This is a genomic window from Streptomyces sp. NPDC028991 (assembly GCF_055564775.1).
The window spans coordinates 110,256-136,339 of record NZ_JBVHVP010000017.1; the positions used below are offsets into that span (position 1 = coordinate 110,256).

Sequence of the window (26,084 nt, forward strand, 5' to 3'; positions counted from 1 at the left end):
GTCACCTGCACCGGACGCACGGTCACCTGTAGAGGAGGTACTGGCGGCGCGTCCCGCGGAACGCCGCCAGTTCCTCCTCCCAGCCGCCCACCACCTCGTCGGTGTCCGCGCCCGCGTCGATCATCGTGCGCACCCGCGCGGAGCCGGTGAGCTTGTCGATCCAGTTGTCCGGCCGCCAGGCGAAGCCGTCCCACGTCTGCTTCGCGGTCACCAGGAGGGCGATCCCTGTGCGCACCGGGTCGAAGTCGGCCCGGTCGTGCACATGGAGCTGCACGCCGCCGACGGTCTTCCCCTGGAACTTGGAGAAGGTGGGCGCGAAGTACGCCTCCCTGAAGCGCACGCCGGGCAGCTCGAGTCCGTTCGCGGCTACGGCCCAGCTCCCGTCGATGCCCTCCGCCCCGATCAGCTCGAACGGGCGGGTGGTGCCGCGCCCCTCCGACAGGTTCGTGCCCTCGAACAGGCAGGTGCCCGAGTAGACGAGGGCGCACTCCGGCGTCGGCATGTTCGGGCTCGGCGGCACCCAGGGCAGCCCGGAGGTGTCGAAGAACTCCGAGCGCTTCCAGCCCGACATCGGCACGGTCTCCAGCGGCACCGGCGACGTCAGGAACTCGCCGTTGAAGAGCCGCGCCAGTTCGGCGACCGTCATGCCGTGCGCCTGGGCGATCGGCTGCCGGCCGACGAAGGTCGCGAACTCCTTGTGCAGGATCGGGCCCAGGGCCGCCCGCCCGGTCACCGGGTTCGGCCGGTCCAGGACCACGAACCGCTTGCCCGCGAGCCGGGCCGACTCCATGCAGTCGAACAGCGTCCAGATGTACGTGTAGAAGCGCGCGCCGACGTCCTGGATGTCGAAGACGACCGTGTCCACGCCGGACGCCGTGAAGATGTCCGCGAGCGGCTGCCCGCTCTTCAGGTACGTGTCGTAGACCGGCAGCCCGGTCGCCGGGTCGTCGTAGCGGCCCTCGGAGCCGCCCGCCTGCGCGGTGCCGCGGAAGCCGTGCTCCGGGCCGAATACGGCGGTCAGGTCCACGCGGTCGTCGGCGTGCATGACGTCGACGATGTGGCGTACGTCCCGGGTGATGCCGGTCGGGTTGGTGACGACGCCGACCTTCTGTCCGTCCAGCAGGGCGTAGCCGTCGCCGGCGAGGCGTTCGAAGCCGGTGCGCAGCCGGCGGCCGCCGTGGCCCCCGGGCGCCGCCTGAGCCGTGCCGGTCGCGGCGGCCGTGGTGGTGGCCGCCACCGCGGCCGTCGTGGCGAGCAGGGACCGTCTGGACAGCGTCATGCGGTGACCTCCGTGATCGCGGCGGGTGTCATGCGCACGCACGCTAACCCGCGTCCCCGGCCGCACGGAATGGAGTAGACCGCGTTTCGCCTCTTCCGTCGTACATACCGACTGGTTAGTCTGGCGTTGCAGCAGGCCCACGCAGGTGGTGTCGCAGCCGTGTCGAAGGAGACCGATGGTGGAAGCCGTGCAGAATGCCGGAGTCGTCGTCACCGGGGCGGGAGGCGGTATCGGCGCCGCGCTGGCCCGCCGCTTCGCCGCCGAGGGTGCCCGGGTCGTCGTCAACGACCTGGACGCCGACCGGGCCAAGGCCGTCGCCGACGAGATCGGCGGCATCGCGGTCCCGGGCGACGCCTCCACGATCGTCACCGAGGCCCGCGAGGCGCTCGGCGGCACGGTCGACGTGTACTGCGCCAACGCGGGCGTCGGCTCCGGGGGTTCCGAGGCGGCCGAGGAGGCGGTCTGGGCGCTCGCCTGGGACGTCAACGTCATGGCGCACGTGCGCGCGGCCCACGAACTGATCCCCGACTGGCTGGAGCGCGGCAGCGGCCGTTTCGTCTCCACCGTCTCGGCCGCCGGACTGCTCACCATGATCGGCGCCGCGCCCTACAGCGTCACCAAGCACGGCGCCTACGCCTTCGCCGAGTGGCTGTCCCTCACGTACCGCCACCGCGGGGTCAAGGTGCACGCCATCTGCCCGCAGGGCGTGCGCACCGACATGCTCACCGCGAGCGGCAGCGCGGGCGAACTGGTGCTCCAGCCCACCGCGATCGAGCCGCGGGACGTCGCGGACGCCCTCTTCAAGGGCATCGAGGAGGACCGCTTCCTGATCCTGCCGCACCCCGAGGTCGCCGAGTACTACCAGGCCCGCGCCGCCGAGCCCGACCGCTGGCTGCACGGCATGAACCGCCTCCAGCGGCAGTGGGAGGAGGCGACGGCCCGATGACCGGCTCCCGTTACGCCGCCAAGCCCTGGCTGGACCTGCTGACCGACGCCCAGAAGGCCCCGCTCGACCCGGACGCCTCCCTGGTGCACGCCCTGCGCCGGGCCGCCGCCGAGGCTCCCGACCGCGCCTTCCTCGCCTACTTCGACGGCCGCCTCACCTACCGCGAGGTGGACGAACTGAGCGACTCCGTCGCCGGGCACCTCGCCGCGCGCGGCCTGGAGCGCGGGGAGCGGGTCGCGGTCCTGCTGCAGAACTCCCCGCACTTCGTGCTCGCCGTGCTGGGCGCCTGGAAGGCGGGGGCGGTCGTCGTGCCCGTCAACCCCATGTACAAGTCGGGGGAGGTCGGCCACGTCCTGCGGGACGGGGAGGTGGCCGCGCTGATCTGCTCCGACCGGGCCTGGGAGTCGTACCTGCGCGAGACGGCGGCCGACACGCCCGTACGGATCGTCCTCACCGGATGCGAGCTGGACTTCCAGACCCGTCAGGACGCGCGTGTGCTGACCTTCGAACGGCTGCCGGGCGCCGGCGACGCCGACGACCTCGCGGCGGCGGCCCGTGCCGGACACAAGGCTCCGGCCGGCCGCGACCCGGAGCCCGGCGACACCGCGCTCATCAGCTACACCTCGGGCACCAGCGGCACGCCCAAGGGCGCCACCAACACCCACCGCAACATCATGTACAACGCCGAACGGCAGCGCACCGGGCTCGGTCTGCCCGAGGCGCCGGTCTACTTCACGCTGGCGCCGCTGTTCCACATCACCGGCATGGTCTGCGAGTTCGGGGCCTGTCTGAACAGCGTGGGCACGCTCGTCCTGGCGTACCGCTTCGAGGCGGGCGTCGTGCTGGACGCGTTCGCCGAGCACCGGCCGCACTACACGGTCGGCCCGTCCACCGCCTTCATGGCGCTGGCCGCCCACCCGTCCGCCACCCGCGAGCACTTCGCGTCCTTCGCCAACATCTCCTCCGGCGGCGCGCCGCTGCCGCCCGCCCTGGTGGAGAAGTTCCGCGCGGGCTTCGGGCCGTACATCCGCAACGGCTACGGGCTCACCGAGTGCACCGCACCCTGCGCCTCGGTCCCGCCGCACCTGGAGGCGCCCGTCGACCCGGCCTCCGGGACCCTCGCCGTCGGCGTGCCCGGCCCCGAGACCGACGTCCGGATCGTCGACGAGCAGGGCGCCGAGGTGCCCTTCGGGGAACAGGGCGAGATCGTGGTCAGCGGCCCCCAGGTCGTCCCCGGCTACTGGCGGCGCCCCGACGCCACCGCCGAGACCTTCCCCGGCGGCGAGCTGCGCACCGGCGACATCGGCTTCATGGACGCCCAGGGGTGGCTCTACGTCGTCGACCGCAAGAAGGACATGATCAACGCCTCCGGGTTCAAGGTCTGGCCGCGCGAGGTCGAGGACGTGCTCTACACCCACCCGGCGGTACGCGAGGCCGCCGTCGTCGGTGTGCCCGACGGGTACCGCGGAGAGACCGTCAAGGCGTACATCAGCCTCCGTCCGGGTGCCGAGACGGCGCCGGACGCACTCGCCGCGTACTGCGAGGAGAGACTGGCCGCCTACAAATACCCGCGCCAGGTGGAGATCCTGCCCGACCTGCCGAAGACGGCGAGTGGGAAGATCCTCCGTCGGGAACTGCGTTCCCGTACGCACCAGGACGGACATTGAACGGACACTGAAACGGAAAGGCAGGTGACGGCAGTGCCCAGGACCACGGACGGGGACGGCACTCCGGTGCCGCAGCGGCTCCTGGCCGCCGCCACCCGGCTCTTCGCGGAGCAGGGCTACGACCGCACCTCGGTACAGGAGATCGTGGAGGCGGCCGGCGTCACCAAGGGAGCGCTGTACCACTACTTCGGCTCCAAGGACGACCTCCTGCACGAGGTCTACGCGCGCGTGCTGCGCCTCCAGCAGGAACGCCTGGACGCCTTCGCGGACTCCGACGAGCCGGTCGAGAAGCGGGTGCGGGACGCGGCGGCCGACGTCGTCGTCACCACCATCGACAACCTCGACGACGCGTCGATCTTCTTCCGCTCCATGCACCAGCTGAGCCCGGAGAAGAACAAGCAGGTGCGCGCGGAGCGCCGGCGCTACCACGAACGCTTCCGCGCGCTCATCGAGGAGGGCCAGCGGGCCGGCGTCTTCACCAAGGAGACACCGGCCGACCTGGTGGTGGACTACCACTTCGGCTCCATCCATCACCTGTCCACCTGGTACCGGCCCGACGGCCCGCTCAGTCCGCAGGAGGTCGCCGACCACCTGGCCGACCTGCTGCTGCGGGCCCTGCGCCCGTGAGGTGACGCCCCCCGGGCCGGGGGGCGCCGTCTCGTTCACAGGTACTTCTCGGTCTACAGGTACTTCTCGGTCTACAGGTACTTCTTGATCTCCCGGCGGGCGAGCGAGCGCTGGTGCACCTCGTCCGGGCCGTCGGCGATCATCAGGGTCCGGGCGCCCGCGTAGAGCTCGGCCAGCGGGAAGTCCTGGCTCACGCCGCCCGCGCCGTGCAGCTGGATCGCCCGGTCGATGATGTCGACCACCGCGCGGGGCGTGGCGATCTTGATGGCCTGGATCTCGGTGTGGGCGCCCCGGTTGCCGACGGTGTCCATCAGCCAGGCGGTCTTGAGGACGAGGAGCCGCAGCTGCTCGACGGTCACGCGCGCGTCCGCGATCCAGTTGTGGACGACGCCCTGCTGGGCCAGCGACTTGCCGAAGGCGTCGCGGGACACCGCGCGGCGGCACATCAGCTCGATCGCGCGCTCGGCCATGCCGATCAGCCGCATGCAGTGGTGGATGCGGCCCGGACCGAGGCGGGCCTGGGCGATCGCGAAGCCGCCGCCCTCCTCGCCGACCAGGTTCGACACCGGCACGCGCGCGCGGTCGAAGGTCACCTCGGCGTGGCCGCCGTGGTAGTGGTCCTCGTAGCCGAAGACCTGCATGGCCCGGTCGACGGTGACGCCGGGTGTGTCGCGGGGGACCAGCACCATGGACTGCTGGCGGCGGATGTCCTCGCCGTCCGGGTCGGTCTTGCCCATCACGATGAAGATCCGGCAGTCCGGGTTCATCGCACCGGAGATGTACCACTTGCGGCCGGTGATGACGTACTCGTCACCGTCGCGCTCGATGTGCGTCGTGATGTTCGTGGCGTCGGAGGAGGCCACGTCCGGCTCGGTCATCGCGAACGCCGAGCGGATCTCACCGGCGAGCAGCGGCTGGAGCCACTGCTTCTGCTGCGTCTCGTCGGCGAACTGGGCCAGCACCTCCATGTTCCCGGTGTCCGGCGCCGCGCAGTTCGTCGCGGTGGGCGCCAGTTGCGGACTGCGGCCGGTGATCTCGGCGAGCGGCGCGTACTGGAGGTTGGTGAGGCCGGCGCCGTGCTCGGCGTCGGGGAGGAAGAGGTTCCACAGGCCCTGGCGGCGGGCCTCGGCCTTCAGGTCCTCCACGACCTGCGGGGTGTCCCAGGGGGAGGCCAGGCGGGCGCGCTGCTCGTGGGCGACCTGCTCGGCCGGGTAGACGTGCTCGTCCATGAAGGCGAGCAGCTTGGCGCGGAGTTCCTCGGTGCGTGCGTCGAACGCGAAGTCCATGACGGATCAGCCTTCCTGGAGGGTGGTCAGGCCGTGCTCGATGAAGACGGGGACGAGGTCGCCGATGCGGTCGAAGCCGCGGCCGACGGTCTGGCCCAGCGTGTAGCGGTAGTGGATGCCCTCCAGGATCACGGCGAGCTTGAACCAGGCGAACGCCGTGTACCAGGCGACGGCGGACACGTCGCGTCCCGAGCGCGCGGCGTACCGCTCGATCAGCTCGGCGGGGGCGGGGTGGCCGGGGGCCTGGGCCGTGGTGGAGACCGGGGAGTCGGGCATGCCGAGCGGCATGCTGTACATCACCAGCAGGCCGAGGTCGGTGAGCGGGTCGCCGAGGGTGGACATCTCCCAGTCGAGGATCGCGTTGATCTCGTCGCGGTCGCCGCCGATGAGAACGTTGTCCAGGCGGTAGTCACCGTGCACGACGGCCGGGGCGGGGGAGCGGGGCAGCTCCCGGCCGAGGGTGGCGTGCAGCTCGTCGATGCCGGCCAGGTCGCGGTCGCGGGAGGCGTCCAGCTGCTTGGCCCAGCGGCGCAGCTGGCGGTCCAGGAAGCCCTCGGGGCGCCCGAAGTCGCCCAGGCCCACGGCGGCGGGGTCCACCGCGTGCAGTTCGACGAGTGTGTCGACCAGGTTGAGCACCGCGGCGCGGGTGCGCTCGGGGCCGAGCGGGGCGAGCTGGTCGGCGGTGCGGTAGGGGGTGCCCTCGACGAACTCCATGACGTAGAAGGGCGACCCGACGACCTCCTCGTCCTCGCAGAGGAGCACCGGGCGCGGTACCGGCACGTCCGTCGGGTGCAGGGCGCTGATGACGCGGTGCTCGCGCCTCATGTCGTGGGCGGTGGCCAGGACGTGGCCGAGCGGGGGTCGTCGTACGACCCAGCGCGCGGTACCGTCCGAGACCGCGTAGGTGAGGTTCGACCGTCCGCCCTCGATCAGCCGGCCGGACAGCGGACCGGTCACCAGGCCGGGCCGCTCGCGGTCGAGCAGGCCGCGCAACCGGTCGAGATCGAGTCCGGGCGGGTGGTCGGGGCTCATCGTCGCTCCTACGGCAGGTGAACAGTACCCGACTTATGATGCCGACCGGTCGGTATGCCGTCCAGTAGGGGAGCGGAACGTGATCGGCGCCACGATAGATCGACAGCTCCCCGCACGGGAGTGCGGGGAGCTGTCGGATGGGGTCGCGGCGGGTGGGTGGCCGTCGGTCAGTGGTCGTCCCAGTGGCCGTCGTGGGCGGCGTGGCGGTGACCGTCGTGCAGGTAGTCGACGTGGTCGCCGTGGCGGACGCCCGTGTGTCCGCAGTCTTCGCCGTGCCGGTGGCCGTGGCTCTCGTGCGGGGTGTGTCCGGAGGGTTCGCACTCGTCCCAGTGGCCGCCGTGCTGCCGGTGCAGGTGCCCGTCGTGCGCGTAGTCGACGTGGTCGCCGTGGGGCACCTCCGTGTGACCGCAGTGCGGGCCGTGGTCGTGGTCGTGGTCCTGGGCGGGGTGTTCCTGGTGGAGAGTGGTCATGAACCTCACCTTAACGGTGCATATCCGGACATTCAGCTTGCGTGGTGTTCGGGTACCCAGGAGGGTCGGAGCCATGAAGGCGATCAGTTACGCACGGTACGGCGGTCCCGAGGCACTGGAGTACGGGGACGTCCCGGATCCGCGGGTCGGGCCCGACTCGGTGCTCGTGAAGGTGCGGGCCGCGGCCGTCAATCCCGTCGACTGGAAGTGCCGCGACGGGCACCTCGACGCCATCCTCCAGCCCGTCTTCCCCGTGATCCCGGGATGGGACGTCTCGGGGGTCGTCGTGCAGCCCGGGGCCTCCGTCACGGAGTTCGCCGTCGGCGACGAGGTCGTCGGCTACGTCCGTGAGGACTTCCTCTCGCGAGGGACCTTCGCCGAATACGTGGCGGCGCCCGTGCGCACCCTCGCGCGCAAGCCGCGCAATCTCACCTACGAGGAGGCGGCCGGGCTGCCGCTGACCGGGCTGACCGCCTACCAGGTGCTGGTGAAGGCGCTGGAGGTGAAGCGGGGCGAGACCGTCCTCGTGCACGCCGCCGCGGGCGGGGTCGGCTCGATCGCCGTGCAACTGGGGCGGCATCTGGGGGCGCGGGTCATCGGTACGGCGAGCGGGCACAACCACGACTTCGTGCGGGGGCTGGGCGGGGAGCCGGTGACGTACGGGGAGGGGCTGGCCGAGCGGGTGCGGGGGCTGGCGCCCGAGGGTGTGGACGCGGTGTTCGACACGGTCGGCGGCGAGACGCTGAAGACCTCGGCGAACCTGCTGGCCACCGAGGGCCGCCTCGTGTCGATCGCCGACGCGGACGTCGTCGACTACGGCGGGCGGTACCTCTTCGTGCGTCCCGACGCCGCGGACCTGCTGCGGCTGAGTGAACTGGCGGAGCAGGGGGTCGTGAGCGTGCACGTGTCGGAGACGTTCCCCCTGGAGCGGGCGGCGGACGCGCACCGGCGGAACCAGGAGGGGCGGACGCGGGGGAAGATCGTGGTGACGGTGGACTGGGAGTAGCGGGGCGGGGCGCGTCCCGGACGCCGGAACGTTCCTAGAGGACCAGGAACGCGCCGCACACCGCCAACGCCACCGTGCACAGGGCCGCCGCCGTGGCCTGCGGCGGGGGCAGGGCGCGGGGTCTGTTCGCCGCGGCGAGGGTGCGGATGCGGCCGTGGGCGATGCGGAGGAAGGCCAGCCAGAGGGCGCAGCACAGGGCGGCGGCGACGACGGTGGCGGGATTCGCGCCGCCGTGCAGCGCGGTCTTCGCGGCGAGGACGGCCACGACGGTGCCGGACAGGGTCGTGCGGCGCCAGGCGAGCCGGGTGCGCTCGGGCTGGAGCCCGGGATCGCGGTCGGGGGCGGGATCGGGGGCCGGGTCGGGACCGGGGCCGGAGGCGTGGGCGCCGGTGCTCACGTTCAGCCCTCCCAGCCGACGAGGACCACGACGACCATCGCCACGGCGACCACGGCGACGACCAGGCTGAGCAGGGCCGGGAAGCGGGAGACGGGGAGGTCCTCGCCGCGGCGCATGGCGCGTTCGCAGCGCACCCAGTGGTTCACCGCCCGCAGCGAGCACAGCACGCCGGCGGCGAGCAGCGCGAGCGCGAGACCCACCCGCCAGCCCCAGCGCAGGTCGGGCAGGAACTGGTCCACCGCGAACCCGCCGCCGACCAGGGCGAGAGCGGTGCGCAACCAGGCCAGGAAGGTGCGCTCGTTCGCCAGCGAGAACCGGTAGTCGGGGGTGCCGCCCTCTTGCCGGATCTCCTCGGGCGCGAACCAGAGCCGGGCGTTCCGCACGAATTCGATCACGCGGGGACCCTATCGGGCGGCCGCGGAATGCCTGCGGCGGCCTGCGCGGGTCCGGTGGAAGTGCGGGCAGCGCGTTCGGCCCGCCAGGCCCCGAACGCCCCCGGGAGACACCCCCGGGAGACACTCGGGAGACACCCCCGGGAGACACCCCCGGGAGACACCCCCGGGAGCGGCGCCCAGGAGCGGCGCGGGTGGGCGCTGGGGGACCTCCTCTAGGGGGAGGCACCCCGCGTCGCCGGGCCGCGCGTCCCACCCCCGCGCCCACGCGCACCGTGCCCGCGCCCACGCGCACCGTGCCCGCGCCGGCTTGCGCCCCCGGCCCACGCGGGCGCCGGGTACTACACCGGGCCTCGCCCCGCCGAGCCCGTAGCGGCGTCTCGGCACCCCGCCGAGCCCGCAGCCGCGCCCCGTCACCCAGCAGCCGGGTCCCGCTGCCGCGCCCCGTCACCCCCGCCGAGCCCGCAGCCGCGAATACGCCGCCAACCCGTCCGGCACCCATTCCCACTCCCCGAGCCGCCGCGCCACCTCCTCCTCCGTGAGGAACCCGTGCCAGGCCACCTCCTCCACCTGCGGAGCGACCGGCCCTTCGCAGCGCACCTCGTACACCGCCGACCACCATGTCCGCCCGGCGCCGTCGTCGTACAGGAACTTGAAGAGGTACTCCGGGCGGGGCAGCCCGCTCACCCCCAGTTCCTCCTCCGCCTCGCGCAGCGCCGCGTCGTCGTAGGACTCGCCCGCGCCCACCACCCCGCCGACGAACATGTCGTACAGGGAGGGGAACACCAGCTTCGTCGCCGTGCGGCGGTGGACGAAGACGCGTCCCTCGGCGTCCCGGGCCCACACGAACACGCAGCGGTGGCGCAGCCCCTGGGCGTACGCGTCACCCCGCCGGGCCTGCCCGGTGACGCGGTCGTTCTCGTCGACGATGTCGAGGATCTCGTCAGCAGCGTTCATCCGCCCATCCAAGCAGCGGCCCCGCTCAGCGCCGTTGCGGGTCCCCGTGCGCGCCCGTGCCCCGCGGCATCGCCCGGTGCGGGGCCGGCAGGACGGTGCCGGTCACCGCCGCCGTAGTCGAGGGGGTGAGGTCCGCCGGGTGAGTGCCGCGTCCGGGTGCCGAGGTGAGCGGTGATGAGTGACAAGTTCGGCCGGAATCAAGGCAGTTGACGCGTGTAACGACGAGCCGAGCCTTGACGGAAAGCGTTGGCTGCCGCTTTGCTGTGCGTGATCAGTTCATGGCAAACCGGCTACGACGACCTACCGCGTCGCGTGAGGAAGTTCCCGCGGTGTCCCCACCTCCGCCTCCCCTCGGCCGCGGCCGCAAACGCGCCGCCCAGGCCTTCGACGACGCCCTCGACGACGCCGAACTGATCGCCGTACGCGCCGCGTTGACCCAGGGGCGATGGCAGTCCGCCCGCTCCCTGCTGGTCCACACGGGCGACGACTGGGACCGCCGCGGACACCGGGTGGCCGTGCTCGCCAGGGAGCCCTACAGCGCCCCCTGGGCACGCGAGTGGCTGCTCGCCGAACCCGAGTCCGCGGACGCCTCCGTACTGCTCGCCCTCGCGCTGGTCCACCGCGCGTTGCGCGGCAAGGAGAAGCCGGCCCGGGTACGGGAGACGTGCCGGGACGCCGCCGCGCTCGCCCCGGACGATCCGACGCCCTGGCTCGGGCTCCTCATGCTGGAGTGTTCGCTCGGCGCCGACGGCGAGGCCGTCCGAATCTTCGATGAGGTGCGGGCGCGATACGCCGATCACCACCACGCCCATCACCTGATGGTGGCCCGGCTCGCCGAACGCGGCGGCGACGGCGGCCCCGACCCGCTGCACGAGGTGTACGACTTCGCCAACTGGGCCGCCGAGCAGGCCCCCGCCGACTCTCCCCTGGCCATCCTCCCGGTCGTCGCGCACGCCGAGCGCTACCGCGTGCTCGCCGCCGCCGGCCACGAGTCCGCCGACCCGAACGCCTCCGGTCACTGGGCCGGCCGCCGCGCCCGGCTGGTGATGAAGGCGGCCTTCGACTGGTGGCTGGAGTGGGAGCAGGACGGCCATCCGCGCCGGCTGATCGACCTCAACTTCCTCGCCCACGCCAAATCCTGCGAGGGCCGGGCCGCCGAGGCCGCCGCCCTGTTCCACCGCATCGGCGGACACGTCACGCCCGCCCCGTGGTCGTACCCGGACCGCGACCCGTACCCGGCCTTCCGTGCCGCCCGCGCGAGCGCGCTCGGCACGGCCTGACATCCCCCGACGAATCCCACGGACACGAAAGAAGGACGCCCTCCGATGACCACGGGCAGTTCGAGTACGAGCAGATCCGCGAGCGGTGGTGGCGCCATCAGCACCTTCAAGGGGCAGGAGCGGGCGCTGCGCGCCGACCGGCTGGGTACGGGGGGCCTGCTGCTGTCCGTGCTGGCCGCCACCGCCCCGCTGATGGTCGTCGCCGGGGTCATGCCCACCACCTTCGCGGTGATGGGCATCGTCGGACAGCCGCTGCTCTTCGTGCTGCTGGGCGTGGTGCTGATCCTTTTCAGCGTCGGATACGCCGAGATGAGCCGGCACGTGCACAACGCGGGCGCCTTCTACGCGTACATCTCCCGCGGACTCGGCGGAACCGCCGGCGCGAGCGCCGCGATGGTCGCGCTGGTCGCCTACAACGCCCTCCAGGTCGGCATCTACGGCATCTTCGGCTTCGAGGTCTCCGGGCTCCTGGCCACCTACGCCGACCTGGAGGTCGCCTGGTGGATACCGGCGCTGCTGGCCGTGCTCGCGGTCGGCACGCTGGGCTGGCTGAAGATCGACGTCAACGCGCGCGTACTGGGCGTTCTGCTGCTCATCGAGGTCGTGCTGGTCGTCGTCTTCGACATCGCCGCCGTCGCCGATCCGGGGCCGCAGGGGCTGTCGCTGCACGCCTTCGACCCCGACACCCTGACGGGGGCGGGCGTGGGGACCGCGCTGTGCTTCTGCATCGCCGCCTTCCTCGGCTTCGAGCAGGCCCCCGTGTACGCGGAGGAGACCAGCCGGCCGCACGTGCTCGTCCCGCGTGTCATGTTCCTGGCGGTGGGCGGGGTCGCGGTCTTCTTCGCGCTCAGCAGCTGGGCGCTGACCGTCGCCACGGGGCCCGACGGAATCGTCGGCACCGCGCAGGAGCAGAGTGCCGGGCTGCTGTTCTTCCTGACCGAGTCGCGGCTCGGCGGCACCTTCACCGACGTTCTGCACGTGCTGTTCGTGACCGGCATGTTCGCCGCCCTGCTCAGCTTCCACAACGTCGTCGCCCGGTACGCCTTCGCCATGGGACGGGAGGGGCTGCTGCCCGCCGCCTTCGGGCGGACCAGCGGTTCCAGCGGCGCGCCGGGCACCGGGTCGCTGCTCCAGAGCGCCGTGTCCGCGGTCGTGGTCATCGGGTTCGCGATCGCCGACGACAAGCCGAACGGCGACCCCACCCAGCCCGTGCTGCACCTGTTCACCTGGGGCGGCAACATCGGCGCCCTCGGCGTGATCGTGCTGATGGCCGCCGCCTCGTTCTCCGTCGTCGCCTTCTTCGTACGGCGTGGCGCCGCCGGTGCCCAGGGCGTGCGGCTGGCCACCTCCACCGTCGCGGGCGTCGCCCTGCTGGTGATCGCCGGTTACACGGTCAGGGACTTCGACGTCCTCGTCGGTACCGGTCCCGACTCCTCCCTGAGCTGGATGCTGCCGGGCATCATCGGGCTCGCCGCGCTCGGCGGTCTGGTGCAGGGCCTGGTGCTGCGTTCCAGGGCCCCCGAGCGCCACGCCCGTATCGGCCAGGGCAACGAGGCCTTCCAGCTGGACAAGGCCGCGTCCTCCTGACCCGCCCGGAGACGCCGAGGGCGGGCGCGGATCCGGGGCCGGGGCGAGCACGAACGCGCCCGCCCCGGGCCGCCTCCGTACCGCCGTACCGGACGCGTACGCCGACCGGCGTGCCGGGGGTGGGGACGAGGCGGACGAGGCCGACGAGGCCGACGAGGCCGGCCGGGCCGGGAGCATCGGCACCGTCACGGTGAGGCGCGGGTGGTCCGGCCGCGCCACCGGCAGGGCGGTGAAGGACGGGCCGGCGACCCGGACGACTCCGGCTGGCCGGCGGAGGCCGACGCGGCGATCGAGGCCTCCGGTGCGGCGGCGGGGCTGGACACCTGCCTGCGGCTGGTCCGGCGCGGCGGGGTCGTCCTCCAGCTCGGCACGCTGCCGCCGGGGCAGAGCCCCTTCGCCGTGCGCCGCGCCCGCCGCCTTCGCCGCCGCGACCACCAGGCAGCCGGTCGGCCCGGCGCCGCTTACCAGCAGGTGCCGGCCGGCCAGGCCCCCGGCCCGGCGTACGGCGTGCAGGGTGACGGAGAGGGGCTCCGCGGGGGCGGCACGGCGCGGGTCGAGTCCGGCGGGCAGGGGATGCCGGCCTCCGCGAGGCACCGGGCGAGGGCCGGCCCGATGCCCCGGCTGGAGCCGGTCACCAGGGCCGTGCGCCCGCCGATGTCGAAGAGAGGATGAGCCGTCATCGTCGTTCTCCTGCTTCCGGCCGACTGGTGAGTCCTGCGGCCATCGGCGTACTGCGGCTATATGACCAGGGACAACAGCAGGACCAGGCCACCCGCGACCACCGAGATGATCGTCTCCATGACGGACCAGGTCTTGATGGTCTGGCCGACGTTCAGGCCGAAGTACTCCTTCACCAGCCAGAAGCCGGCGTCGTTGACATGGCTGAAGAAGAGCGAGCCGGCGCCGATGGCCAGGACCAGCAGGGCCGCGTGCGTCGTCGACATGTCGGCTGCCAGCGGTGCGACCAGACCGGCCGCCGAGACGGTCGCCACGGTCGCCGAACCGGTCGCCAGCCGGATCGCCACCGCGATCAGCCAGGCCAGCAGCAGGGCCGGGATGGACCAGTCCTCGGAGATCTCCAGGACCATCTGGCCCACGCCGGAGTCGATCAGCGTCTGCTTGAAGCCGCCGCCCGCGCCGACGATCAGCAGGATGCCCGCGATGGGCGCGAGCCCCTTCTCGACCAGGCCCGAGAGGCGGTCCTTGCCGAACCCGGCCGGACGCAGCAGCGTGAAGATGCCGACGATCACGGAGACCAGCAGGGCGATCAGCGGGTTGCCGATCACGTCGAAGGTGCGCTGCACCACGTTCTCGGGATCGTCGACGATGATGTCGACGAGCGCCTTGGCCAGCATCAGCACGACCGGCAGCAGGATGGTGATCAGCGTGGCGCCGAAGCCGGGGCGCTTCTCCAGTTCCTCGGAGGTGCGCTGCGGGATCATGCGGTCGGGGGCCGGGACGTCCACCCAGCGGGCCGCGTACTTCGAGAACAGCGGACCGGCGATGATCACCGTCGGGATGGCGATCAGGACACCCAGCGCGAGCGTCACACCGAGATTGGCGCCGACCGCGTCGATAGCGACCAGCGGACCGGGGTGCGGCGGGACCAGACCGTGCATCACGGACAGACCGGCCAGCGCCGGGATGCCGATGCGCATCAGGGAGTAGTTGCCGCGCTTGGCGACCATCAGGACGACCGGGATCAGCAGGACGATGCCGACCTCGAAGAACAGCGGCAGCCCGATGACGGAGGCGATCAGCACCATCGTCCACGGCATCGAGCGAGGAGTCGCCTTGGCCAGGATGGTGTCCACGATCTGGTCGGCGCCGCCCGAGTCGGCGAGCATCTTGCCGAGGATCGCGCCGAGGGCGATCAGGACGCCGACGCCGGCGACGGTGGAGCCGAGCCCGGCGGTGAAGCTGGTGATGACCTTGTCCAGCGGCGCCCCGGCGAACGCGCCGAGCGCCAGTGACCCGATGGTCAGCGACAGGAAGGCATGCAGCTTGAACTTGGTGATGAGCAGGACGATGACGGCGATGCCCAGGAGCACGGCGATGCCCAGCTGGGCATGGCCGGCCGAGGTGATCGGCTCGACGGTGTCCGCTGCCAGCATCTCGGCGCTGAGTCTGGTCACGGTGGTTCCCTAAGGGTGATGGGGATACGGGGGAGGTCGGGGCCGTGCCCACGCGTGGCGGCACGACCCCGGGGGAGGGGGTGGGGGGTTACTGGGCGGACTCCGGAAGGTCCGTCAGGGCGTTCATCGCCCGTTCGGCGATCTCCTCCGGGCTGCCGGCGACGTCCACCGCGACTCCCGCCTCGTCCGGCTCCAGGGGCTGGAGCGTGGCGAACTGGGAGTCGAGCAGGGCCGTCGGCATGAAGTGCCCCTGCCGGTGCGACATCCGCTCCTCGATCAGCTCGCGGCTGCCCGTGAGATGCACGAAGACGACACCGGGAGCGGCGGCCCGCAGCCGGTCGCGGTACGACCGCTTCAGCGCCGAACTGCTCACCACCCCGCCGAGCCCCGCCCGCCCGTGCGCCCAGCCGCCGATGGCGTCCAGCCAGGGCAGTCGGTCCTCGTCGGCGAGCGGGGTACCGGCCGTCATCTTGGCGATGTTGGCCGGCGGGTGGAAGTCGTCGCCCTCGGCGTAGGGAACGCCGAGCCGGGCCGCGAGCAGGGGGCCGATGGTGGTCTTCCCGGTGCCCGCTACGCCCATGACCACGACGACATGGGGGGTGTGCAGTCGCTGCATCGCACTCTCGCTGTCTGCTGTCTTCGTCGACACGTGATGTCGACGCAACTGAAACCTATTAGGTACGACGAATTCAAGAGTCTGTGACATATAAGTCTGACTTTTTGTTCCCGTGATCCGCACCGTACGCTGAGTGCATGAGCACACCGGGCCGGGGGCTGCACGGCCGCGTACTGGACACCCTCGGCCCCGCGATCACAGCGGGCGAGTACGGTGCGGGCAGCGTTCTCCGCACGGACGAACTGGCACAGCGTTTCGAGGTGTCGCGTTCCGTGATGCGGGAGGCCGTGCGGGTGCTGGAGTCCATGCACCTGGTCGAGTCGCGCCGCCGCGTCGGCGTCACCGTCCTGCCCGAGTGCGAGTGGAACGTCTACGATCCGCAGGTCATCCGCTGGCGTCTGGCCGGCTCCGAACGCCCGCGCCAGCTCCGCTCCCTGACCGTGCTGCGGTCGGCGGTGGAACCGGTGGCGGCAGGCCTGGCGGCCCGCCTCGCCACACCGGAGCAGTGCGCCGAGCTGACCGAGTGCGCGCTCGGCATGGTCGCCAACTCACGCGGTCACCGGCTCGAGGAGTACCTCTTCCACGACGTGGCCTTCCACCGCGTCGTCCTGACCGCCTCCGGCAACGAGATGTTCGCCCGCCTCGGCGGTGTCGTGGCCGAGGTCCTGGCCGGCCGCACCCACCACGACGTGATGTTCGAGGACCCCGACCCGGCCGCCGTCACCCTGCACGTCCAGGTCGCCGAGGCGGTGCGGGCGCGGGACGCCGAGCGGGCCGAGCGGCTGACCCGGGAGATCACGGTGGGGGCGCTGCAGGAACTGGACATCCTGGCGCCCTGAAGCCCTGCCGGGCGGATCTACGCCAGGAACTCCCCGTCGACGTACACCCACGCCCCGTCGACGCGCTCGAAACGGCTCCGCTCGTGCAGCGAGCCGCCGCGGTAGGAGGCGCGGAAGGTGACCGTTCCCGTGCGGTGGAAGGCGGAACCGTCGGCCGTGTCCAGGAGCTCCAGCCCGGTCCAGCGCGTCCCCGGGTCCAGATCCAGGCGGGCGGGCCGGGTCCTCGGATGCCAGGTCTTCAGCAGGTATCCCGCGCCGCCCGTCACGAAGGCGCTGTAGCGGGAGCGCATCAGCGCCTCGGCGGTCGGCGCGGACGCCGCCCCCGTGTGGAACCGGCCGCAGCACTTCTCGTACGCCTCGGGCAGCCCGCAGGGGCAGGTACGCGTGGTCATGGCGGCCATTGTGCCTGGGCGTGGCAATACGTGTGCCTGGGCGTGGCAACGCTGCGAAAAAACAGAAGACCCCTGCCGAGCAGGGGTCCCGTCTGGTGTCCGAGGGGGGACTTGAACCCCCACGCCCGATAAAGGGCACTAGCACCTCAAGCTAGCGCGTCTGCCATTCCGCCACCCGGACAAGGTGTCTGTCGTGCGGGGTGTTCCCCGCGGCGACGACGTAAACATTACCAGGCTTTCCGGGGTGGCCGATCACCCCCTCCTTGGGCGCGGACGGCCCGAGGAGGAGGATGAGGGGGACCCACCAGCAGTGCAGTCAGCAGTGACATCAGCAGTGACACCAGTAGCGACACCAGCAGTGACAGCGGGAGGAAGCACGTGAGCGACTCGGGCACGGCCAGGAGCGTCACCGGCGAGGACGAGGTCGTCGACCTCTGCCGCGAGCTGATCCGGATCGACACCAGCAACTACGGCGACCACTCGGGTCCCGGTGAGCGCAAGGCGGCCGAGTACGTCGCCGAGAAGCTCGCCGAGGTGGGACTCGAACCGCAGATCTTCGAGTCCCACCCCGGACGCGCCTCCACGGTGGCCCGGATCGAGGGCGAGGACCCGTCCCGTCCGGCGCTGCTCATCCACGGTCACACCGACGTCGTCCCGGCCAACGCGGACGACTGGACCCACCACCCCTTCTCCGGCGAGATCGCGGACGGGTGCGTGTGGGGCCGCGGCGCCGTCGACATGAAGGACATGGACGCGATGACCCTCGCGGTCGTGCGCGACCGGCTGCGCACCGGGCGCAAGCCGCCGCGGGACATCGTGCTGGCCTTCCTCGCGGACGAGGAGGCCGGCGGGACGTACGGCGCCAAGCACCTGGTGCGCGAGCACCCCGAGCTGTTCGAGGGCGTCAGCGAGGCGATCGGCGAGGTCGGCGGGTTCTCGTTCACGGTCAACGAGAAGCTGCGGCTCTACCTGGTCGAGACCGCCGAGAAGGGCATGCACTGGATGCGGCTCACCGTCGACGGCACGGCCGGGCACGGTTCGATGACCAACGACGACAACGCGATCACGGAGCTGTGCGAGGCCGTGGCGCGGCTCGGCCGGCACAAGTGGCCGGTGCGGGTCACCAAGACCGTACGGGCCTTCCTGGACGAGCTGTCCGACGCGCTCGGCACCGAACTCGACCCCGAGAACATGGAGGAGACCCTCGCCAAGCTCGGCGGCATCGCCCGGATGATCGGCACGACCCTGCGCAACTCGGCGGCGCCCACCCAGCTCGGCGCCGGCTACAAGGTCAACGTCATCCCCGGCCAGGCCACCGCCCACGTCGACGGACGTTTCCTGCCCGGCCACGAGGAGGAGTTCCTCGCCGACCTCGACCGCATCCTCGGCCCGCGCGTGCGGCGCGAGGACGTGCACGCCGACAAGGCGCTGGAGACCGACTTCGACGGCCGGCTCGTCGACGCCATGCAGACCGCCCTGCGCGCCGAGGACCCGATCGCGCGGGCGGTGCCCTACATGCTCTCGGGCGGCACCGACGCCAAGTCCTTCGACGACCTCGGCATCCGCTGCTTCGGCTTCGCGCCGCTCAAGCTGCCGCCGGAGCTGGACTTCGCGGGCATGTTCCACGGGGTGGACGAGCGGGTGCCGGTGGAGGGGCTGCAGTTCGGCGTACGGGTGCTCGACCGTTTCATCGACGCGTCCTGATTGTCCCGATGAAACGCGACTTCCGCACGGTTCGGTAATCGGTCGCGCGTGCGGGAGTCGACCGGGAAGGGTGAATGCGCTCATAAGCTCGTAGCCTCATTAGTTCCTCCTCGTTACAGGTGATGCGATCAGCAAGTTGGGATCGCGTTTGCCAACTAGGAGGAATAATGCTCAAGAAGGTCGTCGCCGCCGCTGCTGCCACCGGTGGTCTGGTTCTCGCGGGTGCGGGCATGGCCGTCGCCGACTCCGGTGCCCAGGGTGCCGCCGTGCACTCGCCCGGCGTCCTTTCCGGCAACGTCGTCCAGGTGCCCGTTCACGTCCCGGTGAACGTCTGCGGCAACACGGTCTCCGTGATCGGTCTGCTGAACCCCGCCTTCGGCAACGTCTGCATCAACAAGTGACGTTGTGCCTCGCCCCGTGAGGGCCTGAGTCCGCCGGCCCCGGAGCGCGTGCCATGCGCTCCGGGGCCGACGGCCTTTCGTTCTTTCGAGGGCGTGGGAACCACGGAAACTTCGGAATTCTCGGCATTCTCGGTGCTACGGGACTTCTCGTATCACGGGACTAGGGCAAGGCAGGGATCCAGGAAATGCGACAGGGCACCCGTAAGGGCCTGATGACGATGGCGGCGGCGACCGGCGTGATCGCCGCCGCGGGCGGTGCCGCCCACGCGGACTCGGGGGCGCACGGCTCGAGTTCGGGTTCGCCCGGCGTGCTTTCCGGCAACACGGTGCAGGCGCCGGTGCACGTGCCGGTGAACGTCTGCGGGAACACGGTCGACGCCGTCGGCGTCCTCAACCCCGCGATGGGCAACTCGTGCGCCAACAAGGGCGGCGGCGCCTCCGGCGGATCCGGCGGATACGGCGACTCCGGCGGATACGGCGACTCCGGGGGCCGGGACGGCTCGCACGGGGGCTCGCACGCCGGCGGACACGCCACCGACTCGCCCGGGGTCGGCTCCGGCAACCACGTCGAGGCGCCGATCCATGTGCCGGTGAACGTGTGCGGCAACAGCGTCGACGTCGTCGGCGCCCTCAACCCGACCACCGGGAACGACTGCGGCAACGGCGGTGGCGTGGATCACTCGACGCCGCCCGACGGCGGTCACGAGACGCCCCCCGGTGACCCCGGTGACCCCGGTGACCCCGGTGACCCGGGGGAGCCCGGCACTCCGGGCAACCCGCCCGACTCGGGCGACGAGACGCCGGGGGGTTCCTCGCACGTCAACCAGCCGGACACCCAGACCGTCGCCCAGCCGCAGGGGGACGCGCAGCTCGCCGAGACCGGCAGCGACCTGCCCCTCGGCCTCGCCCTGCCGGTCGGTGCGGGCGCGCTGCTCGCGGGCACGGTGCTCTACCGCAAGGCGCGCGCCTCGGCGTGACGCCGCTCGGTCCGGGTCACCGGCACGCACCGCGGGCCCCGCATCGGCGGGGCCCGCTCCGTCTCCGTCACCCGCGCGCGGTCGAGCAGGGTCACCGGCTCACCAGGTGGCGCGTACCTGGCGGATGATCCGCCGCCGCAGCCGCACCTTGCGGCTGCCGTCGCGCAGCAGGCTCAGACGGTACAACTCCCAGTGTCCGTACTCGGCGTGGTCCGTCAGCAGACGTGTCGTCTCCTTGCGGGAAACCCCGCGCGGTAGGTACACATCGACAAATTCGTATTCCGGCATCGCATCTATTGTGCGGGCTGGGGCCCGGTACGGATAGCGTCTGCACTATGTCTGATGCTGCGCAGCCCACCGCTGCCGAGGTACGCGCCGCCGCCGAGGCGGTCAAGGCCGCGCTCGACCGCCACCTGGCCGCGGTCGAACGCCGGTCGGGGGAGGACGACCCGGCCGTCTACGACGCGTTCAACCAGCTGGCCGCGGCCGCGGAGGCGTACGACGAACTGCTCTACGACCGCTACGACGAGGTCACCCCGTTCGAGATCCCCGAGGCTGACGACACGCTGCCGCCGTACACGGGCCCCGAGGAGCCCAACGCGCTGAGCGTCCTGATCCGCCGTGACTACGCCGTGGCCGAGCCGCAGCGGCTGATGGCCCAGGCCCGGCGGGTCGAGGCGGCGGACGACGAGGGGGCGGGTGCGGCGGCCTCCGGCACGGTTCACGGTGCGCTCGGCCTCCTGTTCGGCGAGTTCGAGGCGGACGAGATCGCTTCCCGGCACAAGGAGTTCGGTCTGGAGGAGGGCGACTCCACGCTCTGGGTCACGGCCGCGGACGAGGCCGCCGACCCCGGCGAGTGGCTGGAGGCCCCGTTCGAACAGATCGATCCGCAACGGGTGGTCTGCCGCTTCGACGTCAGCGCGGTGTTCGACGACGGGTTCGACGACGGCCTCGATGACGAAGAGGAGGACGAGGACGAGGTCGGCCGCCGTGGCGTGGGGGAGCTGGACGAGGACCTGGACGAGGACCTGGGCACTGACGAGGACGCGGGCGAGGACCTGGACCCGCACGGGGACGAGGACCCGCACGGGGACGAGGACGACGACCGGGACGAGGACGGTGAGCCGGCGCGGCTGGGGGCGGGGCGCTGAGCGGCGGGCGCCGACCGGCTTGTCACCGAGCGTTCGGCGCCGCGATGGGCCGGCCGACCGGTGTGACGGTGGCGGTCTCGGGGGGTTGCGATTGCCCCCGTGGCCGCCACCGTCGCGTTCGCCCGGGACGGCCGGGCGGGGCGAGGCCTCCGGGATCAGCCGGCCACCGGTACCTGCGGCGCGAGCAGCACCGGCAGCCGCGTCGTGCGCGGCTTCGCCGGAATCTCGGCCACGGCGCGGGGCAGCGCCTGCTCCACGCCGTGCACCACGGACAGATGGCGGGCGGCCCGGCCGAACGCCGTGTAGACCCAGGGGCGGCTGATGGCCTGCGCGGCATCGCCGGGCAGGACCACGACCACCGCCGGCCACCGGCCGCCCACCGCCTGGTGCGCGGTCAGCGCCCAGCCGTGCCGGACGGACTGCTCCACCCGCTCCTTCGGCACGACGACGGTCCCGCCCGCGCACGACAGGCGCAGCCCGTCGGCGTCCGCCGTCACCACCCGGCCCGGCAGCGTACGGCCCGGCACGGGGGAGTAGGCGACACGGTCGCCGGGGTCGAAGCCGCCGAAGCGGCCGGGACCCGGGTTCAGCCGCGCCTTCAGCGCGGCGTTGAGCGCCCGTGTGCCGGCCGAGCCGCCGTGGCCCGGTGTGATCACCTGGGTCTCCTCGGCCGGGACGCCGATCGCGCGCGGCACCGAGTCGGCGACGAGCTGGACGGTGCGGTGCACGGCCTCGCCCGCATCCCGCACCGGCACGATCACGACCTCCTTACCGGGGGCCTCCACCTGGCTCAGCTCGCCGATGCCGATGCCGGAGACGAGTTCGCCGAGGGGGCCCGGGTCCGGCCGCCGCGAGGCGATCAGGGGGCAGGCACGCGCCGCCAGCAGGTCCGCGAAGATCCGCCCGGGACCCACGGACCACAGCACCGCCGGGTCCCCGGCCAGCACCAGCCGCGCCCCGTCCGGCAGCGACTCCACCAGCAGGGCGCCCGCCTCTACGTCCAGCTGGGGGGCGTCGAGCACGACGAGGAGATCGAGGTCGAGCGCACCGTCCGCGTCCCGTCCCGGGCCCTCGGTCCCGGCCAGCAGACCGGCCACGGTGACGACGGCGGGCCCGGCCGCGGGCCCGTCCGGGGCGGAGACGTCCGGGGCGACGGGGCCGGGGGCGGCGGGGTCCGGGGGCCGTGGCACGGACGACGGGTCGCCCAGCAGGGCGGCGAAGCGGTCGCGGCCGAGCGGGCCGTGCGCGGCGGCCCAGGCGCGCAGGCCCAGGGTGTGCGCGGCGTGCAGCAGCGCCGCCGGTTCGGCCAGGGAGGCCTCGCCGCCGGTGTGCAGCACCAGCCCGTGGGCCGCGACGGCGCGGATCAGGTCGCCGGTGGAACCCTGTGCGGAGGCCGCTGCCCCCTCCCAGTCCGCCGCGGCACCGTCCTGCTTCGGCGCCGAGTTGACCAGCCGGGCCAGACCGTCGGCGAGGCTCTCCTCGGCGAGCGCGTACCGCTCCAGACCGACCAGGACCCGGACCGGGCGCTCCTCGTCCTCGTCCGGCGCCTGCGTCGCGCCCGTGGTGTCGTCCGGGCGGGTGGCGCCGGTCTCCTCCAGGGCGTCCTGGAAGGCCAGCGCCTCACCCTCCGCGAGGGTGCTCTGTACGGCGGCGTCGGGGTCCGGGACGCCCCGCTGGGCCAGTGTGGCCGTGAGCCGGGGCAGCTCCAGGGCCGTGTGCCCGGCCAGGGCCGCCTGTTCCAGCAGCCACAGCGTGATCGCACGGCCGCGGCGTTCGTCGTCCGGGCCGCACGCCGCGCCGAGCAGTGCCCGGGCGAACCCGTCGGCCTGCTCCGGCCGCACGCCGCCGACCCGGAGCAGCTGCCAGGGGTCCGCGCGCAGCGCCTCCTCGGCCCCTTCACCGAGGAGCGCGGCGGTCTGCGGCGCGAGTGGCTCGGGGGCGCCGCCCTCGGCCAGCACGCGCCGCACGGCCCGGACGACCTCCGGCGCGGGGCCGGCGGGCCCGGGGGCCGCCTCGGTCTGCACCGGCCGGGGCCGTCGTACCGGCTCCGGCGCGGGGCGGCGCGGGGCGGGCCCGGGGTCGCCGAAGACCGTGGCCGCCGGCTTCTCGCCGCTCTCCACGGCCCGTACCGCGGCGAGCAGGTCGGCCGCCGTGCCGCTGAGCTTGCCTCCGGCGTCGATCGGCGCCTGCTTCTCGGCCTTCCGTCGCTCGATCCGCTCCCGCACGAGCCGCTGAGCGGCCACCTCGGCCTCGGTCTCGGAGACCCCGGGCGCCGCATCCTCGCCGCCCGCGTCCTCACCGCTCGTGTTCTCGCTGCTCGTGCTCTCGTCGTCCGTGCTCTCGCCGTCCGGCTGCCCGGCGGGCTTCTCCTCGCCGCCGCCGACGGTCTCCCGGTCGTCCGGCCGAGCGGCGGCCGCCCCGGCGGCCTGGTCGCGGGCGGGCTCCCCGGCCGCTTCGTCCTGGACCGAACGGGCGGTACCCGCGCCGTCGTCGGTCTGCTCCTGGGTCGGCCCGGCGGACTCCCCGGTGGTCACTTCGGCCGCGGTGCCCTCGGTCTCCCGATCGAACGGCTCCGATGCTGTCCGGTCGGCCTGGTCGCGGGCGGGCTCCCCGGCCGCCTCCCCTTCCGCGCCCGGGCTCTCCGGCCCGGTGTCCACGGCGTCCGTGGTGTCCTCGGAGGCGGGCTCGGGCTCCGTGCTCACAGCGTGCTCCAGTCGTGATCGGGATAGCGGTGCACGGGCGCCGACACGTCGTCGAGCGCCCGGCAGATCTCGTCAGGAAGACTAAGGGTCTCCACTGACAACGCCGCCGTGAGCTGCTGCGCGTTGCGCGCGCCGATGATCGGCGCCACCACGCCGGGCCGGTCCCGGACCCAGGCCAGAGCCACCTGGAGCGGTGTCACCGCCAGCCCGTCCGCCGCCGTCGCGACCGCGTCGACGATGTGACCGGCCGTGTCGTCGAGGTAGGGCGCGACGAACGGGGCCAGGTGCTCCGAGGCGCCCCGCGAGTCCGACGGCGTGGCGTCCTTGCGGTACTTGCCGGTCAGCACCCCGCGCCCCAGCGGGGAGGAGGGCAGCAGGCCGATGCCCAGGTCCAGGGCGGCCGGCAGTACTTCCCGCTCGATGCCCCGCTGGAGCAGCGAGTACTCCATCTGCGTGCTCGCCAGCCGGTTCCGCACGCCCGGCGCCGCCAGCTGCCAGGTCGCGGCCTTGGCCAGCTGCCAGCCGCAGAAGTTGGAGATTCCCGCGTACCGGGCCCGGCCGCTGCTCACCGCCACGTCGAGGGCGTGCAGCGTCTCCTCCAGCGGCGTGTGCGGGTCGAAGGCGTGCAGGTGCCACACGTCGACGTGGTCGGTGCCGAGCCGGGCCAGGGAGCCGTCCAGCGCGGAGAGCAGGTGGGCGCGCGAACCGTCGAAGCGGCGGTCGGGATCGGGCACGCTGCCGGCCTTCGTCGAGATCACCAGGTCCCGGCGCGGAACCAGGCCCTCCATGAGCCGCCCGAGCAGGTACTCGGACTCCCCGTCGCCGTACACGTCCGCGGTGTCGACGAGGGTCCCGCCCGCTTCCCAGAAGGTTTTCAGGAGGTCCGCGGCGTCATGCTCGTCGGTGTCCCGGCCCCAGGTCAGGGTGCCGAGACCGATGCGGGACACGCGCAGGCCGGTGCGGCCGAGATGCCTCTGCTCCATGAACGCCGACATTACTGGCCACGGCTTGCGCTGTGGGGGCCTGTGGACAACCGAATTCCCACGCTAAGGTCGGGGCACAGAAGACGTTACTGATCGGTAAGGGGAATCGGCCATGCAGCTCGGGATCAACCTCGGCTACTGGGGTGCCGGAATGGACGCGGACAACCTGGCCGTCGCCCAGGAAGCCGACAGGCTCGGCTACGCCGTCTGCTGGGCCGCCGAGGCCTACGGCTCCGACGCGGCCACGGTGCTCACCTGGGTGGCCGCCCAGACCGAGCGCATCGACGTGGGCTCGGCCATCTTCCAGATCCCGGCCCGCCAGCCCGCGATGACCGCGATGACGGCCGCCACCCTGGACTCCCTCTCCCAGGGCCGCTTCCGCCTCGGCCTCGGCGTCTCCGGCCCGCAGGTCTCCGAGGGCTGGTACGGCGTCAAGTTCGACAAGCCGCTGGCCCGCACCCGCGAGTACGTGGAGATCGTGCGCAAGGCGATGACGCGGGAGCGGCTGTCGTACGAGGGACAGCACTGGACGCTGCCGCTGCCCGGCGGCCCCGGCAAGCCGATCAAGCTGACCGTGCACCCGCAGCGCGAGCACATTCCGCTCTACATCGCCGCGATCGGCCCGAAGAACCTCGAGCAGACCGGCGAGATCGCCGACGGCGCCCTGCTGATCTTCCCCTCCGCCGACCACCTGGAGGACACCGCGATCCGGCACCTGCGCGCCGGGCGCGAGAAGGCGGGCAAGGGCCTGGACGGCTTCGACGTCTGCCCCACCCTGCCGCTCGCCCTCGGCGACGACAAGGACGTCGCCGCGCTCGCCGACACCTTCCGCCCCTACACCGCCCTCTACGTCGGCGGGATGGGCAGCCGCAAGCAGAACTTCTACAACCAGCTCGCCCGGCGCATGGGCTACGAGGCGGAGGCGGCGGAGATCCAGGAGAAGTACCTGTCCGGCGACAAGCAGGGCGCCGCCACGGCCGTACCGCACGACCTGATCGACCAGACGACGCTGCTCGGGTCCGTGGACCGCATCGCGGACCGGATGAAGGCGTACGCCGCCGCCGGTGTCACCACCCTGACCCTGGCCCCCGCCGGCTTCACCCTGGACGAGCGGATCGCCGCTCTCCGCGCCGGCACGGAGGCCCTGGAGCGCGCCGGACTGGCCTAGAGATCGTCTTCAAAGGTCAGATCCAGAGCAGGATTGAGGCGATGGTGACGGCGGCTTGGTAGGACTCGCGGGTCTTGTCGTAGCGAGTGG

At 72.6% G+C, this 26,084-nt stretch carries 25 protein-coding genes, 1 tRNA gene and 2 pseudogenes; 13 read left to right on the forward strand and 15 right to left on the reverse strand.

Annotated features, from left to right (window positions below; translation table 11 throughout):
• Positions 1–22: 22 nt before the first annotated feature.
• A complete protein-coding gene (locus ACZ4V1_RS27605) occupies positions 23–1,279 on the reverse strand; it encodes an exo-beta-N-acetylmuramidase NamZ family protein (RefSeq protein WP_468340974.1) in 1,257 nt (418 codons plus the stop codon).
• 175 nt (positions 1,280–1,454) lie between these two features.
• Here ACZ4V1_RS27605 and ACZ4V1_RS27610 point away from each other — a divergent pair, with 175 nt between their 5' ends.
• From ACZ4V1_RS27610 to ACZ4V1_RS27620, 3 genes are read left to right on the forward strand one after another with little or no spacing between them, the layout of a single operon-like run.
• Positions 1,455–2,225, forward strand: a complete 771-nt coding sequence (locus ACZ4V1_RS27610; protein ID WP_468340977.1) for an SDR family oxidoreductase — start codon at positions 1,455–1,457, stop codon at positions 2,223–2,225.
• Positions 2,222–3,892, forward strand: a complete 1,671-nt coding sequence (locus ACZ4V1_RS27615) for a class I adenylate-forming enzyme family protein (protein ID WP_468340980.1) — start codon at positions 2,222–2,224, stop codon at positions 3,890–3,892. The genes ACZ4V1_RS27610 and ACZ4V1_RS27615 overlap by 4 nt, the downstream gene beginning before the upstream one ends.
• A gap of 33 nt (positions 3,893–3,925) precedes the next feature.
• On the forward strand, positions 3,926–4,519 hold the full coding sequence (locus ACZ4V1_RS27620; RefSeq protein WP_217170801.1) for a TetR/AcrR family transcriptional regulator: 594 nt from the start codon (positions 3,926–3,928) through the stop codon (positions 4,517–4,519).
• Between the two features lie 71 nt (positions 4,520–4,590).
• Here ACZ4V1_RS27620 and ACZ4V1_RS27625 read toward each other — a convergent pair whose 3' ends face one another.
• The 3 genes from ACZ4V1_RS27625 to ACZ4V1_RS27635 all read right to left on the reverse strand — a co-directional run bounded on the left by ACZ4V1_RS27625 (position 4,591) and on the right by ACZ4V1_RS27635 (position 7,307).
• Complete coding sequence (locus ACZ4V1_RS27625) at positions 4,591–5,805, reverse strand: acyl-CoA dehydrogenase family protein (protein WP_468340984.1); 1,215 nt, start codon at positions 5,803–5,805, stop codon at positions 4,591–4,593.
• 6 nt (positions 5,806–5,811) lie between these two features.
• Positions 5,812–6,837, reverse strand: a complete 1,026-nt coding sequence (locus tag ACZ4V1_RS27630) for a phosphotransferase family protein (RefSeq protein WP_468340987.1) — start codon at positions 6,835–6,837, stop codon at positions 5,812–5,814.
• A 167-nt stretch (positions 6,838–7,004) separates the two neighbouring features.
• Entirely contained in the window at positions 7,005–7,307 is a 303-nt protein-coding gene (locus ACZ4V1_RS27635) for a hypothetical protein (protein ID WP_468340990.1), read from the reverse strand.
• A gap of 73 nt (positions 7,308–7,380) precedes the next feature.
• Between ACZ4V1_RS27635 and ACZ4V1_RS27640 the strand changes: the two genes are divergently transcribed.
• Positions 7,381–8,313: an NADP-dependent oxidoreductase gene (locus tag ACZ4V1_RS27640; RefSeq protein WP_468340993.1), complete on the forward strand. Its 933-nt coding sequence runs from the start codon at positions 7,381–7,383 to the stop codon at positions 8,311–8,313.
• 34 nt (positions 8,314–8,347) lie between these two features.
• Here ACZ4V1_RS27640 and ACZ4V1_RS27645 read toward each other — a convergent pair whose 3' ends face one another.
• The 3 genes from ACZ4V1_RS27645 to ACZ4V1_RS27655 form a co-directional block, all read right to left on the reverse strand.
• The gene (locus tag ACZ4V1_RS27645; protein ID WP_468340996.1) at positions 8,348–8,710 is read right to left on the reverse strand and encodes a DUF202 domain-containing protein; all 363 of its coding nucleotides are present in this window, start codon (positions 8,708–8,710) and stop codon (positions 8,348–8,350) included.
• A gap of 2 nt (positions 8,711–8,712) precedes the next feature.
• Positions 8,713–9,105 carry a YidH family protein gene (locus ACZ4V1_RS27650; RefSeq protein ID WP_055416105.1) on the reverse strand — a complete coding sequence of 131 codons (393 nt, stop codon included), beginning with the start codon at positions 9,103–9,105 and terminating at the stop codon, positions 8,713–8,715.
• Positions 9,106–9,549: 444 nt separating this feature from the next.
• Complete coding sequence (locus tag ACZ4V1_RS27655; protein WP_468341000.1) at positions 9,550–10,059, reverse strand: NUDIX hydrolase; 510 nt, start codon at positions 10,057–10,059, stop codon at positions 9,550–9,552.
• Between the two features lie 329 nt (positions 10,060–10,388).
• Between ACZ4V1_RS27655 and ACZ4V1_RS27660 the strand changes: the two genes are divergently transcribed.
• The 3 genes and pseudogenes from ACZ4V1_RS27660 to ACZ4V1_RS27670 form a co-directional block, all read left to right on the forward strand.
• Entirely contained in the window at positions 10,389–11,339 is a 951-nt protein-coding gene (locus ACZ4V1_RS27660; protein WP_468341003.1) for a hypothetical protein, read from the forward strand.
• Between the two features lie 45 nt (positions 11,340–11,384).
• Positions 11,385–12,926: an APC family permease gene (locus ACZ4V1_RS27665; RefSeq protein WP_468341006.1), complete on the forward strand. Its 1,542-nt coding sequence runs from the start codon at positions 11,385–11,387 to the stop codon at positions 12,924–12,926.
• A 237-nt stretch (positions 12,927–13,163) separates the two neighbouring features.
• Positions 13,164–13,325, forward strand: a pseudogene (locus ACZ4V1_RS27670) (L-idonate 5-dehydrogenase); the annotation flags it as partial.
• A gap of 176 nt (positions 13,326–13,501) precedes the next feature.
• Here the strand turns inward: ACZ4V1_RS27670 and ACZ4V1_RS27675 are convergent.
• From ACZ4V1_RS27675 to ACZ4V1_RS27685, 3 genes and pseudogenes are all read right to left on the reverse strand, one after another.
• Positions 13,502–13,606 (reverse strand): annotated as a pseudogene (locus ACZ4V1_RS27675) (gluconate 5-dehydrogenase); the annotation flags it as partial.
• 57 nt (positions 13,607–13,663) lie between these two features.
• The gene (locus ACZ4V1_RS27680; protein WP_468341009.1) at positions 13,664–15,061 is read right to left on the reverse strand and encodes a GntP family permease; all 1,398 of its coding nucleotides are present in this window, start codon (positions 15,059–15,061) and stop codon (positions 13,664–13,666) included.
• 88 nt (positions 15,062–15,149) lie between these two features.
• A complete protein-coding gene (locus tag ACZ4V1_RS27685) occupies positions 15,150–15,677 on the reverse strand; it encodes a gluconokinase (RefSeq protein ID WP_468341012.1) in 528 nt (175 codons plus the stop codon).
• Between the two features lie 137 nt (positions 15,678–15,814).
• Here ACZ4V1_RS27685 and ACZ4V1_RS27690 point away from each other — a divergent pair, with 137 nt between their 5' ends.
• Positions 15,815–16,516, forward strand: a complete 702-nt coding sequence (locus tag ACZ4V1_RS27690; RefSeq protein ID WP_468341015.1) for a FadR/GntR family transcriptional regulator — start codon at positions 15,815–15,817, stop codon at positions 16,514–16,516.
• A gap of 17 nt (positions 16,517–16,533) precedes the next feature.
• On the opposite strand, the gene ACZ4V1_RS27695 is transcribed toward ACZ4V1_RS27690, so the two are convergent.
• A complete protein-coding gene (locus ACZ4V1_RS27695) occupies positions 16,534–16,908 on the reverse strand; it encodes a YchJ family protein (RefSeq protein ID WP_468341018.1) in 375 nt (124 codons plus the stop codon).
• Between the two features lie 93 nt (positions 16,909–17,001).
• Positions 17,002–17,089, reverse strand: a tRNA-Leu gene (locus ACZ4V1_RS27700).
• Between the two features lie 197 nt (positions 17,090–17,286).
• Here ACZ4V1_RS27700 and ACZ4V1_RS27705 point away from each other — a divergent pair.
• The 3 genes from ACZ4V1_RS27705 to ACZ4V1_RS27715 all read left to right on the forward strand — a co-directional run bounded on the left by ACZ4V1_RS27705 (position 17,287) and on the right by ACZ4V1_RS27715 (position 19,990).
• The gene (locus tag ACZ4V1_RS27705; protein ID WP_468341021.1) at positions 17,287–18,612 is read left to right on the forward strand and encodes a M20/M25/M40 family metallo-hydrolase; all 1,326 of its coding nucleotides are present in this window, start codon (positions 17,287–17,289) and stop codon (positions 18,610–18,612) included.
• Positions 18,613–18,779: 167 nt separating this feature from the next.
• Positions 18,780–19,013, forward strand: a complete 234-nt coding sequence (chpH, locus tag ACZ4V1_RS27710) for a chaplin ChpH (RefSeq protein WP_055416097.1) — start codon at positions 18,780–18,782, stop codon at positions 19,011–19,013.
• 185 nt (positions 19,014–19,198) lie between these two features.
• Positions 19,199–19,990: a chaplin gene (locus ACZ4V1_RS27715; protein WP_468341024.1), complete on the forward strand. Its 792-nt coding sequence runs from the start codon at positions 19,199–19,201 to the stop codon at positions 19,988–19,990.
• Between the two features lie 99 nt (positions 19,991–20,089).
• Here the strand turns inward: ACZ4V1_RS27715 and ACZ4V1_RS27720 are convergent, their stop codons facing one another.
• Positions 20,090–20,278 (reverse strand): DUF5703 family protein, encoded by a 189-nt coding sequence (locus tag ACZ4V1_RS27720; protein ID WP_055416095.1) that lies wholly within the window; start codon positions 20,276–20,278, stop codon positions 20,090–20,092.
• Between the two features lie 47 nt (positions 20,279–20,325).
• Here ACZ4V1_RS27720 and ACZ4V1_RS27725 point away from each other — a divergent pair, with 47 nt between their 5' ends.
• Positions 20,326–21,141, forward strand: coding sequence for a hypothetical protein (locus ACZ4V1_RS27725; protein WP_468341028.1), 816 nt, complete (start codon positions 20,326–20,328; stop codon positions 21,139–21,141).
• Between the two features lie 155 nt (positions 21,142–21,296).
• On the opposite strand, the gene ACZ4V1_RS27730 is transcribed toward ACZ4V1_RS27725, so the two are convergent.
• On the reverse strand, positions 21,297–23,843 hold the full coding sequence (locus tag ACZ4V1_RS27730) for a helix-hairpin-helix domain-containing protein (RefSeq protein ID WP_468341030.1): 2,547 nt from the start codon (positions 23,841–23,843) through the stop codon (positions 21,297–21,299).
• Positions 23,840–24,826, reverse strand: coding sequence for an aldo/keto reductase (locus ACZ4V1_RS27735; RefSeq protein WP_468341033.1), 987 nt, complete (start codon positions 24,824–24,826; stop codon positions 23,840–23,842). The genes ACZ4V1_RS27730 and ACZ4V1_RS27735 overlap by 4 nt, the downstream gene beginning before the upstream one ends.
• Before the next feature lie 112 nt (positions 24,827–24,938).
• On the opposite strand from ACZ4V1_RS27735, the gene ACZ4V1_RS27740 reads away from it, so the two are divergent.
• A complete protein-coding gene (locus ACZ4V1_RS27740) occupies positions 24,939–25,994 on the forward strand; it encodes an LLM class F420-dependent oxidoreductase (RefSeq protein WP_468341036.1) in 1,056 nt (351 codons plus the stop codon).
• Positions 25,995–26,084: the final 90 nt, after the last annotated feature.